Origin of the sequence: Collimonas sp. OK607, from assembly GCF_900111995.1 — a bacterium.
Lineage (GTDB): Bacteria > Pseudomonadota > Gammaproteobacteria > Burkholderiales > Burkholderiaceae_D > Collimonas.
Window position 1 is genome coordinate 48626 of the sequence record NZ_FOKF01000005.1, and the last position, 14552, is coordinate 63177.

The following is a 14552-nucleotide window of genomic DNA, read 5'->3' on the forward strand; positions in this document are numbered from 1 at the left end:
ATTATCCTAAGTCCAACAACCCCCTCAGCCAGGGCGTAAAGAACCTCATCCCGCACACCTTCACATAGAACGATTCATGGAAAATTTCTGGCAGAGCTGCTCTACCCAGTTGGAGCAGGAATTGACGCCTCAACAATTTAGCGCGTGGATAAAACCACTGGCGCCACTCGATTACGAGGATGGGCGGTTGCGCATAGCTGCGCCGAATCGCTTTAAGCTGGATTGGGTCAAAACACAATTTGCAAGCCGCATCACGACCCTGGCGCACCAATATTGGGAAGCGCCGATCGAAGTGGTGTTCGTGCTCGATCCACGCAAGTCGACCGCAGCACCGGCCAGCTCCAGCATGCCGGTCGCTATTAATAATAGTAACAATAGCGAACAGTCGAGCGGCCAGTCGTCCGCTGCCAGTGGTGGCAGTTATGGCAACAGCAACTTCGATCGCCTGCCGGAAGTGCAGACCGAGAACAGTGCCGTCAGCGCCCGGCGCGATCAGTCACGTATCAATACGGCACTCAGTTTTGACAGTTTCGTAACCGGTAAAGCCAATCAACTGGCACGGGCGGCAGCTATCCAGGTGGCGAATAATCCGGGTGTTTCCTACAATCCGCTGTTCTTGTATGGCGGTGTCGGGCTCGGTAAAACCCATCTGATCCACGCCATCGGCAATCAGCTGCTGGCCGACAATCCGAACTCCAAGATTCGCTACATTCACGCAGAACAGTACGTTCGCGACGTAGTGACCGCTTACCAACGTAAGGGTTTTGACGATTTCAAGCGTTATTACCACTCGCTTGATTTGCTGCTGATCGATGATATCCAGTTCTTCGGCGGCAAGAGTCGCACCCAGGAAGAATTCTTCTACGCATTCGAAGCGCTGATTGCCGCAAAGAAACAAATCATCATCACCAGCGACACCTATCCAAAAGAAATCACAGGCATGGATGACCGCCTGATTTCGCGTTTCGACTCCGGCCTGACGGTGGCCATCGAGCCGCCGGAACTGGAAATGCGGGTAGCGATTCTGCTTAAAAAAGCAGCATCGGAAGGCGTCACCTTCTCCGATGACGTCGCGTTTTTTGTTGCCAAACATTTACGTTCCAACGTCCGTGAGCTGGAAGGCGCACTGCGCAAGATTCTTGCTTACTCACGTTTCCATGGCAAAGATATCAGCATCGATGTTGTCAAAGATGCATTGAAAGATTTGCTGTCGGTGCAGAACCGGCAGATCTCCGTCGAGAACATCCAGAAAACCGTTGCCGACTTTTTCAACATCAAAGTTGCCGATATGTACTCGAAAAAGCGGCCGGCCAATATCGCCCGTCCGCGCCAGATCGCTATGTATCTAGCCAAAGAGTTGACCCAGAAGAGCTTGCCGGAAATCGGCGAATTGTTCGGTGGCCGCGATCACACCACTGTGTTGCACGCAGTCCGCAAGATCGCCGGCGACCGTACCAAGAATCCAGAGTGCAACCATGAGTTGCACGTGCTGGAACAAACGCTCAAGGGCTGATTTCAAGAGTGCCTTATCCACAGCCAGGGTTGCCTGCAATCCTGTGGATAAGTTTGGATAGGGCAATTTTGAAAATCGGTTGCAAGTGTGGTTTTTTTGTCGCTACGCCAAAATAAAGATGTTCTGGTGGAAACTATAAAAAAACCTGAAACTGGCGCAGATTTACCTGCTTTATGAGTCGTTGGCAGTCGAATTAAGTTACATTTATAGACTGCTTGAAAGTATTCGCAAAGTAATAAGCAAAGCATGCCAGCAAGCGGCAATATTTGATTTTTAAATAACAAGGATATAGCTATGCAATTGGTCAAAACCAACCGAGATACCCTTCTCCGGCCACTGCAGATCGTGAGCGGTATTGTCGAGCGTCGGCACACATTGCCGATTCTGGCCAATATCCTCATTCGCAAAGACGGCGAAAAGGTCTCTTTCCTGTCAACCGACATCGAAGTGCAAATCACCACCAACGCCAAGGTCGGCAGCGGTAGCGAAGTTGCAGCAACGACTGTTGCAGCACGCAAGCTGCTGGATATTCTGCGCGCCTTGCCGGACACCGGTGAAGTCTCGCTGACCCTCAGCAACAAACGCATGACTGTGCAATCCGGCAAATCCCGTTTCGCGCTGCAAACACTGGCCGCCGAAGAATTTCCGACAGTAGCCCAGGCAGATCATTACAACGCCACCGTCACCCTGCCGCAAAAGACCCTCAAGCATTTGTTCAACATGGTCCATTTCTCGATGGCCCAGCAAGACATCCGCTATTACCTGAACGGCCTGCTGCTGGTACTCGATGGCAAGAACGTTATAGCCGTCGCCACCGATGGCCACCGTCTGGCGTTTTGCCAGGTCGCCACCGAGCAGGAATTTGCGCGCCAGGAAGTCATCATTCCGCGCAAGACCATCATCGAACTGCAGCGCCTGCTGGAAGAAACCGACGAACCGGTCCAACTCGAAATCGCCAACAACCAGGTCAAGCTGTCGTTCGCCGATATCGAACTGATCTCCAAGCTGGTAGAAGGCAAGTTCCCCGACTACACCCGCGTGGTGCCGAAGGGTTACAAGAACGACTTCACCATCAGCCGCGACCAGTTGCTGCGCTCCCTGCAACGTGCCGCCATCATGACCAGCGACAAGTTCAAGGGCGTACGCTGGGTAGTCACTCCAGGCAGCCTCAAAATCAGCTCGACCAATGCCGATCAGGAAGAAGCGATTGAAGAACTCGAAATCGATTACGGCGGCGATAGCGTCGACATCGGCTTCAACGTCACCTACCTGTTGGATGTACTCAACAACCTGAAAGGCGACAACGTCAACATCGCCCTCGGCGACGCCAATTCCTCAGCACTGATCACCGTGCCGGAAAACGCCGATTTCAAGTACGTAGTAATGCCAATGCGAATCTAATCCCGGTCTCGTAGGGTGGGCAAGGTTTTTGCCCACGCTGTGTACCAGATACCGTACAGCGTGGGCCCAAGTGCCCACCCCACGGCCGCATTTGCTTGCAAAAGTAGCATCCTGCCCCAATATGTGTAGTTCCGAAGTAAGCTTTTCAGAAGGTAGCCATGTCATCAGCCCCTCAAGACAACACCAATCAGCCGCAACCCAATGCATACGGAGCGTCCTCGATCCAAATTCTCGAAGGCCTGGAAGCGGTACGTAAACGCCCCGGGATGTACATCGGCGACACCTCTGACGGCACCGGCCTGCATCACCTGGTATTCGAAGTGCTGGACAACTCCATCGATGAATCGCTGGCTGGCCACTGCACCGAAATCCACGTCACCATCCATTCCGACAACTCGATCTCGATCACCGACAACGGCCGCGGCGTGCCGACCGGCATCAAGTTCGACGACAAGCACGAACCAAAGCGCAGCGCAGCCGAAATCGTCATGACCGAGCTGCACGCCGGTGGCAAGTTCGACCAGAACTCCTACAAGGTGTCCGGCGGCCTGCACGGTGTGGGTGTGTCTTGCGTTAACGGCCTGTCCAAACTGCTCAAGCTGACCATCCGCCGCGACGGCAAAGTGCATTACATGGAATTCGTGCGCGGCGTACCGCAAAATCGCGAAACCGAAATGCAGGAAGGCGTACTCGTCTCCCCGATCAAAGTCATCGGCGACACCGACAAGCGCGGCACCGAAGTCCACTTCTGGGCCGACGAAGAGATTTTCACGCACGTTGAATTCCACTACGAAATCCTGGCCAAGCGCATCCGCGAACTGTCCTTCCTCAACAACGGCGTGCACATCAAGCTGACCGACCAGCGCACCGGCAAGGAAGAAAACTTCGCGTTCGAAGGCGGCACCCGCGGTTTCGTCGAATACATCAACAAAGCCAAAACCGTCCTGCACCCGACCATTTTCCAGGCCACCGGCGAAAAAGACGGCGTCTCGGTCGACGTCTCCATGCAATGGAACGACGCCTACAACGAACAAGTACTCTGCTTCACCAACAACATCCCGCAACGCGACGGCGGCACCCACCTCACCGGTCTGCGCGCCGCGATGACCCGGGTGCTCAACAAGTACATCGAAGAGCATGACTTTGCCAAGAAAGCCAAGGTAGAAACCAGTGGCGACGACATGCGCGAAGGCCTGACCTGCGTCTTGTCCGTGAAAGTGCCAGAGCCGAAATTCAGCTCGCAAACCAAAGACAAGCTGGTCTCCAGCGAAGTCCGCCTGCCGGTAGAAGAAATCGTCGCCAAGACGCTCAATGATTATCTGCAAGAACGCCCGAACGACGCCAAGATCATCTGCGGCAAGATCGTCGAAGCCGCCCGTGCCCGCGACGCCGCCCGCAAAGCGCGCGAACTGACCCGCCGCAAAGGCGTGATGGACGGGCTTGGCTTGTCATCGAAGCTGGCCGACTGCCAGGAAAAAGATCCGGCGCTGTGCGAACTTTACATCGTCGAGGGTGACTCTGCGGGCGGTTCCGCCAAGCAGGGTCGCGATCGTAAATTCCAGGCGATTTTGCCGTTGCGCGGTAAGGTGCTTAACGTTGAAAAAGCACGTTTTGAAAAAATGCTGTCGTCGGAGCAGATCACTACGCTGATCGCTACCCTCGGCACCAGTATCGGCGCGGATGAATTCAACGCTGATAAGCTACGTTACCACCGCATTATTATCATGACCGATGCGGACGTTGATGGCGCCCACATCCGTACTCTGCTGCTGACTTTGTTCTATCGTCAGATGCCGCAATTGGTTGAGCGTGGTCATATCTACATTGCGCAACCGCCGTTGTACAAGGTTAAGCATGGCAAGGACGAGCGCTATCTGAAAGATGACGCTGAAGAAGTTACTTACATGATGCAGGTTGCGTTGAACGATGCCGCCCTGATACCGAGCGAAGGCGCGTTGCCGATCAGTGGCCCGGCCCTGGCTGAGCTGGTGCGTCAGTACAACATGGCGAACTCGATCATTACCCGCCTCACCCGCGCGGTGGATGGCGCAGCGCTCACCTCCATTATGACCGGTGTTACTCTCAAGCTGGATACGCTGGAAGATGCACAAGCATCGGCGAAGGCACTGCAAGCATCGATCAATGAGCCATCGGTAGAAGTCTTCGTCAAATCGGATGAACTGTCCGACAAGCATGCTCTGCGTATTCATCGCCGCTATCATGGCAACATCAAAGCCAGCGCTATCGATAGTGATTTTGTTGCTAGCCCTGACTACACGGTGTTGGTCAACGCCGCAGAAACGTTCAAGGGTTTGATTGGTCCTGGTGCTGTGATCCGTCGCGGTGCTGGTGAGAAAGTCAAAGAATCAGCCATTATCGATTTCCATCAGGCCATGGCCTGGTTGCGTGACGAAGCAGAACGCGGCGTTAGCAAGCAGCGCTATAAAGGTCTGGGAGAGATGAATCCTTCGCAATTGTGGGAAACCACGATGGATCCGACTGTGCGCCGGTTGTTGAAGGTGCAGATTGAGGATGCTATTGCTGCGGATCAGATCTTTATGACGTTGATGGGGGATGATGTTGAACCTCGGAGAGCGTTTATTGAGTTGAATGCGCTGCAGGCTGGGAATATTGATGTTTGATTTGTCGGATGACATTGAAACTGGAAAACGTGCCAACTAAGTGAGAAATTTTTGTCAAAAATGTCAACCTTCGTGGTTGGCATTTTTTTTAACTGAGTGCACCAAGACATACACGATTGTTTGCCGGAAACGTCTGTTACTTACCTGGTGGCCACAAGGTTCAATGCAAGTCCATACTTTCACACTCACTAGTAAGGATAGATATTTTTAACATAGACATGTAGAAATTTTTCCTTGGAGTAGGAAGCTATCAGGTCCTGATAAATCAACTCCGGTACGTTTCAATAGTCCGTCGGCAGGGGACTATTGGGCATCAAAAAGCTGAATTGTTGAAACAGTTGGTAGGTCGGAAGACTGACTATGAAGACTCTGGCCTCACCACATAGACGAGTAGAGCGACATACAATATTCGTTGTAAAAAATTAACCAAGAAAAATAAATATGGAAATGCGAAAAACGGGGGAAAAGTTAATCCTTTTCGTACATGGTTTATCTGGATCACGCTTAGGCACATGGGGAGATATGCTTTCGGTATTGGCCAGTGATCCAGAGATGGAGTCATACGCTTTTGACTGTTTTGCATTTCCCACGACTCTCTTACGGCTTCCTTTTTCTAAGAAATTAGCGGATATCAATCAATTGGCACAAGGATTAGATACCAGCTGAGCAAATTCATCGCGTCCTAGAATTCGAATATGATTGGGCGGTTCAAAACACGACGGATGCGCGATTTGTTTGAAAATCGCCTCTGAAGCAGGATCCGGCACTGCCAGCAAATACAACGCGCCCGGTTTCCCGACCCGGACCAACTCTTTCAGGAACACCATTGGATCTGCGACGTGCTCAATAACTTCCGTTGAGACGATTCTGGTAAATGTTTCATCCGGAAGCGGAAGAGGATCGGCATCCGTCACGATGGCTTCAATTTTTCGGGCCGGGGTGCCCTGCAACAAGCGCCCGGTCTCCTCAACCATCGCCTGGTCGATATCAGCAAATACGATGTGAGCACCCTGGCGCGCGCAAAAGGCAGCATTCCCGCCGCCGCCGCATCCCACATCCAAAACGACGTCACTTTCAGAAACCGGAAACCCTTTATACAATTCTCCGGTTTCCTCGTTGCACCAACCACTGATCCTTGGGCTTCTATCCATCACCGTGTAGGGATCAAATTCGCCGGGGAATTTGTCGTTCTTAACCTCTATAGCTACCGGATCTACTTCCTGGAGAACCGTTTTTTTTGTCCCAAACAGCTGCTTAATGAAATTTACGACCAGCGTCTCACTCCTGGAAAAATCTTTATTTGCGGGTTCTGTTCAGTGTTTCCGTGATTAATCCCCTAATTCTGTTGAAGCCACTAGCGGCCCCCTACCAACCAGAGGACATCAGGAAACTCCGCTCAAAAGAGCGCGGCATAGGACCCTGTGCGGTGTTTTTCGTTGTTGCGGTTTCGTATCAGAAGATTACGGCAGCTTCCAGCTCGGCTGGTGAATACACTGTGATAGTCGATTTTTTGAAGTCCGGCCCGTTTCTTGTGACGATGCCTTGTGCGCCAACGCTGAGTGCCGCTTGGTGAAGCACTGCATCTTCAAAATCGGTAAATCCGTCATTTAGTGCTGCCTCCAGCACGGAGCGAGTAACGGCGGCCACTTCAAAGATGCTGAGCAGCTTCTTGATGCTGGCCTGAGCCACCGCGGCTCCTAGTTGTTTTTCTACGAAATAGAACACCGTGGTCACGGTGGTCGCACAAATAGCGCCGCTTATTCTCCCGGTTTCAACTTTTGCCACGAGTGGTGCAGATAAGGTCACGTGCGGCTGTCGATTAAGTAGCACATCAAGGATGACGTTCGTATCATAGAGGATCTTCACCGATATTTTTCCTCTAGGTGCGCGCGGTAATCTCGCTTATCGTCAACATCATGGCCTGGCTTCAAGATCCCTAAGAGGGATCTTGTGACGGGTGGGAGATTATCGAGCAGTCCCAAATCTTTGGCTGGCTGCTGACCAGCAGTTGGTTCCAAGTCATCCAGGAGCGCGAAAAAATCACCAACCATTTTAGAGAGGGATTTACCCGATCTTTCTGCATGCGCCTTCGCGTGCTTAATCAACTTGTCATCGAGCCGAAGCGTAAGTTTCGTTTCCATATTGACCCCATATCCTTGTGACGTACACGTACAGTGAAACTGTACGTCATAAACTCGATGGTTTCAAGCATTCATGGCCAAAGGGACATGGGAAAAAAGACTAACTTATAAAAACAACGTGGAAATTACACAACTTATTGATTTTTCAAGAATTATTTGTCATTTGCGGAGCTTGAATTCGGTCCTTTGGCGGTCACGGATGCCAGCCAACGCCATTGACGCATCGTAACCTTCAATCTCCCAGTTCCACCGTAGCCGCCAACGGCACTCCCTCTGGCGCCTCATAAAGCGCAATCACCCAAACCTGCCCCGGATTGCCAGCCACCTGATTCAACATCTTCACAACAAAATTAATCGATGCCTTATCCAACCCCGCAAACGGATCGTCCAGCAAATTAAGCGTGGCGCCGGCAGCGAACGCTGCAGCCAGCCAGACTTTCCGTTTGCTTCCTGTGGATAACTTATACAGCTGCTTGTCCAGATGCGGCGTCAGCGACAACCCTTCGGTGAGTACTGGCAACAGCGCATCATCAAACCCGGGATACGCACCGTGCAACGAAGCAAAATACTCATGCGCCGTCATCTGGTCGAATGCTTCCGAACGCGGATCCACCCAGAATACCTGCCGCCGATAAACATCGGGCTGCTCATTCAAGCGCACATCGTTGATTTGCAATTCCCCCGCTTGTGCCGCCAAGTCGCCGGCCAGAAGCCGCAGCAAACTACTCTTCCCACGTCCATCGCCGCCGCGCACCAACGTGATGCCTGCAGGAATTTCGGCTGACCAGTTGTCGAATAATTTTTGCTCTGGGTAATGAAAAGTGAGATTGACGGCTTGAAGGATGGCTGTGTGATGGTGCTTCATGGCATGGATTTTCAAAGATAAACGGGGAACCGGATACTGCTTGAAGCGAGTCAGAAAACGTGTTTCCGTGAAGCCTGGCGAGGGCCGCAGGAACAGGTCGAAACCATTTGTAAAAGGTCAAGACGTGCACTAATCTTCACTCAGTGAAAACACATTTTTGACGATGAATCCAATGCATCATCTTACGTTCGTGGAACGTCTCAATGCTGAAGCACAACACATCTCGATTGTAAGTATTCAAAGGATCTGCTGACCTGCTTCAGGCTCGCATGTCGATCGCGTCGAACAACGATGCGTTCACAAACACTGACAGGAGAATAGCATGGCACAAGCTGACTGGCGCCTCGAAGGCGAATGGATCAAGAACTGCAACTGCGCATTCGGATGCCCTTGCGATTTCAACGCCAGGCCGACGCAGGGTAGCTGCCAGGGTCTCGCAGGCATGCGCATTACCAAAGGTCATTTCGGCACCACCAACCTGGATGGCTTGAGTTTCTTCGTGGTGGTCTCGTTCCCGGGCGCATTGCATGAGGGAAACGGGCAGTTGCAGCCGATCATTGATGAGCGCGCCAGCCCAGAGCAGCGCGAAGCATTGTTCAACATCATGTCGGGGCAGAATTCGGCGGAAGGAACGTTGTTCCATATCTTCAGCCTGATTGTGACGAAGATGCACGATCCTATCTTCGCTCCCGTCACGTTTGAGTTTGACAAGGCTGCCAGGCTCGCGCGCCTGGTTATCCCCGGCGTGCTTGAAACCGAGGTGGAACCGATCAAGAACCCGGTGACCGGTGCACCGCATCACATTCAGGTGGTGATGCCGGAGGGTTTCGAACATCACGAGGGCGAAGTGGCATCGGCCAATATCCGCAGCAACGGCGCCATCAAGTTCGAGACCACGGGTAGCCACAGCACGCTGGCTAATGTAGTGCAGACACCGGAAGGCGTGGCGGCTTGAATGGCCGATAGTATATTCATGCAGCGCGTGCTACGGCATGATCGTTTGCTTGTCGTATCCGGGCTGCTGATCGTCGTCATCCTGTCCTGGGCGTACCTGCTGACGGGCGCCGGGATGATGGAAGCGATGGGCGACATGCTGATGCCGATGAGCATGGGGCCGTGGACGCCCGGCCATGCCGTCCTTGTGTTCACCATGTGGGCGGTAATGATGGCGGCCATGATGTTGCCAAGCGCCGCGCCGATGATCCTGCTCTATTCCACCATTGCCCGGAGCAAAGCCGCAACCGGCGAGCTGGTGACAGCGTCAGGCGGCTTCATGTTTGGCTATGTCGCGGTCTGGGCTACGTTTAGCCTGGTCGCTGCCACGCTGCAGTATGTGTTGGAGCAAACGGCGCTGTTGTCGCCGATGATGGAAACCACCAGCACTGTCCTGGCGGGAGCGGTGTTGATCACCGCCGGGTTGTATCAATGGATGCCGTTAAAGCAGTTTTGCCTGCGCCACTGCCGTTCGCCGATTGAGTTCCTGACGACGCATTGGCGGGCCGGGGTGCGTGGTGCGTTTGCGATGGGTTTCCGGCACGGTGCTTATTGTGTCGGCTGCTGCTGGCTGCTGATGCTGCTGCTCTTCGTTGGCGGCGTGATGAATTTTACGTGGATCGGCGGCATTGCCCTGTTTGTCCTGATCGAAAAACTGGCGCCCGCCGGGCATTGGATCGGGCGCGGCGCCGGCGTCGTGCTGATGGCTTGGGGCACCGCGACTTTATATTCCGTAGCCTGATCGGCAAAATCTCATAATCAGAAAGAAGTAGGGTGGGCACATCGTGCCCACGCGTGAACTCACTCCAAGTACATACCTATCTCAATACCGGGTGGGCCAAGACTCCGGTTATTGCGACGTGGGCACAATGTGCCCACCCTACCTGTACAAATATGCCGTGGGAATTTGGCACGCTGGTTAGTTTTACCGTGCGGGCATCTCGATCGCATAATCCATCCCATTGATCTGCCGCATCCTTGGCCTGCCGAGCAAGAACAATTCGACCAGGCCTAACATGCAAGCGGTCATCAGGACGCCGGTCTTGGCCAGTTCATTGACGCTCAGCATGCCCAGCGCCCAGAACGCGCCCAGTCCGGCCAGACCGATCTATAGCCGCTTAGCTAATGATTTCAATGGGCGAAGCTGTTAGTTGCTCTGCAACCTGCGCACAATCGCGTCGGTGAACTCTTGGGTGGATGCCTTACCCTTGAGATCGCCGGTAGCAACGTGGTCTTTGTTAAGCGTATCGGTGATCGCGGTACGCAGTCGCAACGCCAGATCATCATGGCCGACATGATCAAGCATCTGCCCCGCTGCCAGCAGCAGGGAAATCGGATTGGCGATACCCTTGCCGGCAATGTCCGGCGCCGATCCGTGCACTGCTTCGAAGATCGCGACGTCATCGCCGATGTTCGCGCCGGGCGCCATGCCGAGGCCGCCGACTAATCCTGCCAGTTGATCCGAAAGAATATCGCCGAACAGGTTGGTGCATAAGAGCATGTCGAACTGCCACGGATTCAGCACCAGTTGCATCGCGCAGGCGTCGACGATCATGTCGTTCATCTGCACTTTACCTTCGTAATCGCGCGCTACTTCCCGGGCGGCTTCGAGGAAGATGCCGGTCAGCGCCTTGAGGATGTTCGCCTTGTGCACTACGGTGATTTTCTTGCGGCCGTTCTTTACCGCGTATTCAAAGGCAAAACGCGCAATCTTCTTGCAGGCTTCGCGTGTGTTGATGCCGGTGGAGACGGCAACTGCGCGCGGATCGTCGCCGACCGGAATATAGTATTCGTGCGCTACATAGAAGCCGCCGATGTTTTCCCGGATCAGGACGACGTCGATGTCTTCAAAGCGGCCTGGAACAATCGTCCTTGCCGGCCGGACGTTGGCATATAACTGGAATTCTTCCCGTAGGCGGACGTTGGAGGAGCGGAAGCCTTCGCCAATCGGTGTAGTCAGCGGGCCTTTGAGGGCGAGCCTGGTCTTGCGGATGCTGGCCAGGGTTGCTTCCGGCAGCGGGTCGCCGCTGGCAGTGACGCCGGCCACACCTGCTTGTTGTATATCCCAGGAGAATGGAGATCCCAAAGCGGCCAACACCTGGACCGTGGCCTCGACTACTTCAGGGCCGATGCCGTCGCCGGGGATCAGCGTGGCGGGAATTTGTTTCAGTGTCGGGGTATTCATGGAATCCTCTTGAGAGCGCAGTGATAGGACAAGCCGGAACAGGCAGCGAGACTGACAATATTAGCACCGCGAAGCTTTCGGTCAGTTTACAAAGACGTCGTGCAGGCGGAAGCGCGCGGCATCACTGTCGCGTTGTGTTTCAAACAAATAAAGATGGGGATAGAGACAGTTCGGAGGCAGGTCGCCGTTGCGCCAGCCGCGGATCGGGCTGGCGCAAAACCTCTTGGCAAGTTGATTACTGAGGTGGTTTACTTAAGCAGCAACAGTCTCGGCTTCGCTGACAACCTCTTCTTCATCCGAGTCCGAGCTACGGATCAGATAATCGAATGCGCTCAGGGATGCCTTGGCGCCCTCGCCTACCGCAATCACGATCTGCTTGAACGGCACGGTGGTGACGTCGCCGGCGGCGAATACACCAGGGATCGAGGTCTGACCCTTGGCATCGACTTCAATTTCACCATGACGCGACAAGGCCAGCGTGCCCTTCAGCCATTCGGTATTCGGCACCAGGCCGATTTGCACGAACACGCCTTCGAGTTCAACGGCATGCACGGCATCGGTCTTGCGGTCCTTGTACACCAGGCCATTTACCTTCTTGCTGTCGCCGGTGATTTCGGTAGTTTGCGCCGAGGTGATCACGGTAACGTTGGCCAGGCTGCGCAGCTTGCGTTGCAATACTGCATCCGCACGCAACTCATCGCCGAATTCGATCAAGGTGACATGGCTCACCAAACCAGCCAGGTCGATCGCCGCTTCCACGCCGGAATTACCGCCGCCGATCACCGCCACGCGCTTGCCTTTGAACAGCGGGCCGTCGCAGTGCGGGCAGTAGGCGACGCCGTGGTTACGGTATTCGCGTTCGCCCGGCACGTTGATTTCGCGCCAGCGGGCGCCGGTTGCCAGTACCACGGTTTTGCTTTTCAGCGAGCCGCCGTTGGCCAGCTTGATTTCAATCAGCTTGCCTGGGATCAGGGCCGACGCCAGTTGCACGTTCATGATGTCGACTTCATAGGTCTTGACGTGCTGTTCCAGCGCGGTGGCGAACTTTGGCCCTTCGGTTTCTTTTACCGAAACGAAGTTTTCAATCGACAGCGTATCCAGCACCTGGCCGCCGAAGCGTTCCGACACTACACCGGTGCGGATGCCCTTGCGTGCTGCATAAATCGCAGCTGCCGCGCCGGCAGGGCCGCCGCCGACGATCAACACATCGTAGGGCTCTTTAGCGCTCAGTTCGACCGCTTTGCGGGCGCCGGCGCCGGTATCCAGCTTGGCGAGGATTTCTTCAACGCTGGTGCGGCCCTGGCCGAACACTTCACCGTTCAGGTAGGTGGTCGGCACAGCCATGATTTCGCGTTTTTCCACTTCGTCCTGGAACAACGCGCCGTCGATGGTGACTTGACGGATGCGCGGATTGATCAGCGCCATCACGTTCAATGCCTGCACTACTTCAGGGCAGTTCTGGCAAGACAGGGAGATATAGGTTTCGAACACATAATCGCCATCCAGATTGCGGATCTGTTCGATGATGGCTTCGTCCAGTTTCACCGGGTGGCCGCCGACTTGCAGCAAGGCCAGCACCAGCGAAGTAAATTCGTGGCCCATCGGAATTGCGGCAAAACGGATGCCGGTATCGACGCCTGGGCGATTGATAGAGAACGAGGGTTTGCGTTCGTTGTCGTCGCTACGCTCGATCAGCGTAATGCGGTCCGACAGCGTCGCGATTTCTTGCAACAGCGCTTGCAGTTCACGTGATTTGTCACCGTTGTCCAGCGACGCAACGATCTCAATCGGTTGCACGATTTTTTCCAAATAGCTTTTCAATTGGTTTTTGAGATTTGCATCAAGCATGGCGGTTCCTTACGTTTGTCACGATGTTTGTGACGATTTGAATTGGGGTACTGCCGGTTCGAGCCCAGTTTCAGACTCGAACCGTAAAACATTTGCAGCTATCAGATCTTAAAAAATCTTAAAAGATCTTAGATCTTGCCAACCAGGTCCAGCGATGGTGTCAGAGTTGCTTCGCCTTCTTTCCACTTGGCTGGGCAAACTTCACCTGGGTGCGATGCTACGTATTGCGCTGCTTTAACTTTACGGAGCAATTCCGAAGCGTCACGGCCGATGCCGTTGTCGTGGATTTCGTACAGCTTGATCAGGCCTTCTGGATTGATCACGAATGTGCCGCGCAGTGCCAGGCCTTCTTCTTCGATCAGGACTTCAAAGTTGCGCGACAGAGTTGTAGTCGGGTCGCCGATCAGTGGGTAGTTCACTTTCTTGATCGCGTCCGATGTGTCGTGCCATGCCTTGTGAGCGAAATGGGTATCGGTCGAGATACCGTAGATTTCCACGCCCAGTTTTTGGAATTCAGCGTAGTTGTCGGCCAGGTCTTCCAATTCAGTCGGGCAGACGAAAGTGAAGTCGGCTGGGTAGAAAACGAATACAGACCATTTGCCCTTCAGGGTGTCCTGAGTGACTGGAACGAATTTGCCATTGTGGAGGGCAGTTGCCGAGAACGGCTTAATTTGGGTATTGATCAGAGACATAGTGTTTTCCTTACTAAGTGCTGGGTTGAGAAGTCTAGGTAGCAACGATAAACCAGGTTGGTCGATTTGTATAATTGATTTAATTTTGTGTTTCGATTTGAAATAGCTATCGATAACGGATTAATTCCTCCTTTGAGTGCATTTTGCCTTGGTATAAATAATGCTTTCCAGGCAATCAAAACCCGACCAGAAATGAATGGACGCTTTATCGGACTATAAGTTTAAGCAAACTGTTCCGATTCGTCATGCCGAGATCCTGGTTGTAGGACGAA

13 protein-coding genes are annotated in these 14552 nt (G+C 53.6%); 5 read left to right on the forward strand and 8 right to left on the reverse strand.

Annotated elements, in window-relative coordinates:
* Positions 1-76: 76 nt before the first annotated feature.
* The 3 genes from dnaA to gyrB all read left to right on the forward strand — a co-directional run bounded on the left by dnaA (position 77) and on the right by gyrB (position 5556).
* Positions 77-1513 (forward strand): chromosomal replication initiator protein DnaA, encoded by a 1437-nt coding sequence (gene dnaA, locus BM029_RS05390; RefSeq protein ID WP_092433345.1) that lies wholly within the window; start codon positions 77-79, stop codon positions 1511-1513.
* A 294-nt stretch (positions 1514-1807) separates the two neighbouring features.
* Complete coding sequence (gene dnaN, locus BM029_RS05395; protein ID WP_038483788.1) at positions 1808-2914, forward strand: DNA polymerase III subunit beta; 1107 nt, start codon at positions 1808-1810, stop codon at positions 2912-2914.
* 158 nt (positions 2915-3072) lie between these two features.
* Complete coding sequence (gyrB, locus tag BM029_RS05400) at positions 3073-5556, forward strand: DNA topoisomerase (ATP-hydrolyzing) subunit B (RefSeq protein ID WP_092433347.1); 2484 nt, start codon at positions 3073-3075, stop codon at positions 5554-5556.
* 635 nt (positions 5557-6191) lie between these two features.
* Here gyrB and BM029_RS05405 read toward each other — a convergent pair.
* The 4 genes from BM029_RS05405 to BM029_RS05420 all read right to left on the reverse strand — a co-directional run bounded on the left by BM029_RS05405 (position 6192) and on the right by BM029_RS05420 (position 8562).
* Positions 6192-6656, reverse strand: a complete 465-nt coding sequence (locus BM029_RS05405) for a class I SAM-dependent methyltransferase (protein WP_244544920.1) — start codon at positions 6654-6656, stop codon at positions 6192-6194.
* 352 nt (positions 6657-7008) lie between these two features.
* Positions 7009-7422 (reverse strand): PIN domain-containing protein, encoded by a 414-nt coding sequence (locus BM029_RS05410; protein WP_092433351.1) that lies wholly within the window; start codon positions 7420-7422, stop codon positions 7009-7011.
* Positions 7419-7697 carry a DUF6364 family protein gene (locus BM029_RS05415; protein WP_092433353.1) on the reverse strand — a complete coding sequence of 93 codons (279 nt, stop codon included), beginning with the start codon at positions 7695-7697 and terminating at the stop codon, positions 7419-7421. Before BM029_RS05415 ends, BM029_RS05410 begins: the two co-directional genes overlap by 4 nt.
* Before the next feature lie 232 nt (positions 7698-7929).
* The gene (locus tag BM029_RS05420; protein WP_092433355.1) at positions 7930-8562 is read right to left on the reverse strand and encodes an ABC transporter ATP-binding protein; all 633 of its coding nucleotides are present in this window, start codon (positions 8560-8562) and stop codon (positions 7930-7932) included.
* A gap of 322 nt (positions 8563-8884) precedes the next feature.
* Here BM029_RS05420 and BM029_RS05425 point away from each other — a divergent pair, with 322 nt between their 5' ends.
* Both BM029_RS05425 and BM029_RS05430 read left to right on the forward strand, forming a co-directional pair.
* Positions 8885-9517, forward strand: a complete 633-nt coding sequence (locus BM029_RS05425) for a DUF1326 domain-containing protein (RefSeq protein ID WP_092433358.1) — start codon at positions 8885-8887, stop codon at positions 9515-9517.
* A complete protein-coding gene (locus BM029_RS05430) occupies positions 9518-10297 on the forward strand; it encodes a DUF2182 domain-containing protein (RefSeq protein WP_092433360.1) in 780 nt (259 codons plus the stop codon).
* Positions 10298-10480: 183 nt separating this feature from the next.
* Here BM029_RS05430 and BM029_RS25855 read toward each other — a convergent pair whose 3' ends face one another.
* From BM029_RS25855 to ahpC, 4 genes are all read right to left on the reverse strand, one after another.
* Positions 10481-10624: a hypothetical protein gene (locus tag BM029_RS25855; protein WP_170850993.1), complete on the reverse strand. Its 144-nt coding sequence runs from the start codon at positions 10622-10624 to the stop codon at positions 10481-10483.
* Positions 10625-10702: 78 nt separating this feature from the next.
* On the reverse strand, positions 10703-11740 hold the full coding sequence (locus BM029_RS05435; RefSeq protein WP_092433362.1) for an isocitrate/isopropylmalate dehydrogenase family protein: 1038 nt from the start codon (positions 11738-11740) through the stop codon (positions 10703-10705).
* Positions 11741-11992: 252 nt separating this feature from the next.
* A complete protein-coding gene (gene ahpF / locus BM029_RS05440; protein ID WP_092433364.1) occupies positions 11993-13588 on the reverse strand; it encodes an alkyl hydroperoxide reductase subunit F in 1596 nt (531 codons plus the stop codon).
* 128 nt (positions 13589-13716) lie between these two features.
* Positions 13717-14280, reverse strand: a complete 564-nt coding sequence (gene ahpC, locus BM029_RS05445; protein ID WP_092433366.1) for an alkyl hydroperoxide reductase subunit C — start codon at positions 14278-14280, stop codon at positions 13717-13719.
* Positions 14281-14552: the final 272 nt, after the last annotated feature.

What these genes read in the sequence shown, in the direction of transcription:
- ahpC (WP_092433366.1), bottom strand. Translation starts at nt 14,280, where the DNA reads ATGTCTCTGATCAATACCCAAATTAAGCCGTTCTCGGCAACTGCCCTC.
- gyrB (WP_092433347.1), top strand. Translation starts at nt 3,073, where the DNA reads ATGTCATCAGCCCCTCAAGACAACACCAATCAGCCGCAACCCAATGCA.
- ahpF (WP_092433364.1), bottom strand. Translation starts at nt 13,588, where the DNA reads ATGCTTGATGCAAATCTCAAAAACCAATTGAAAAGCTATTTGGAAAAA.
- BM029_RS05430 (WP_092433360.1), top strand. Translation starts at nt 9,518, where the DNA reads ATGGCCGATAGTATATTCATGCAGCGCGTGCTACGGCATGATCGTTTG.
- BM029_RS25855 (WP_170850993.1), bottom strand. Translation starts at nt 10,624, where the DNA reads ATGCTGAGCGTCAATGAACTGGCCAAGACCGGCGTCCTGATGACCGCT.
- BM029_RS05425 (WP_092433358.1), top strand. Translation starts at nt 8,885, where the DNA reads ATGGCACAAGCTGACTGGCGCCTCGAAGGCGAATGGATCAAGAACTGC.
- dnaN (WP_038483788.1), top strand. Translation starts at nt 1,808, where the DNA reads ATGCAATTGGTCAAAACCAACCGAGATACCCTTCTCCGGCCACTGCAG.
- BM029_RS05435 (WP_092433362.1), bottom strand. Translation starts at nt 11,740, where the DNA reads ATGAATACCCCGACACTGAAACAAATTCCCGCCACGCTGATCCCCGGC.
- BM029_RS05420 (WP_092433355.1), bottom strand. Translation starts at nt 8,562, where the DNA reads ATGAAGCACCATCACACAGCCATCCTTCAAGCCGTCAATCTCACTTTT.
- dnaA (WP_092433345.1), top strand. Translation starts at nt 77, where the DNA reads ATGGAAAATTTCTGGCAGAGCTGCTCTACCCAGTTGGAGCAGGAATTG.
- BM029_RS05415 (WP_092433353.1), bottom strand. Translation starts at nt 7,697, where the DNA reads ATGGAAACGAAACTTACGCTTCGGCTCGATGACAAGTTGATTAAGCAC.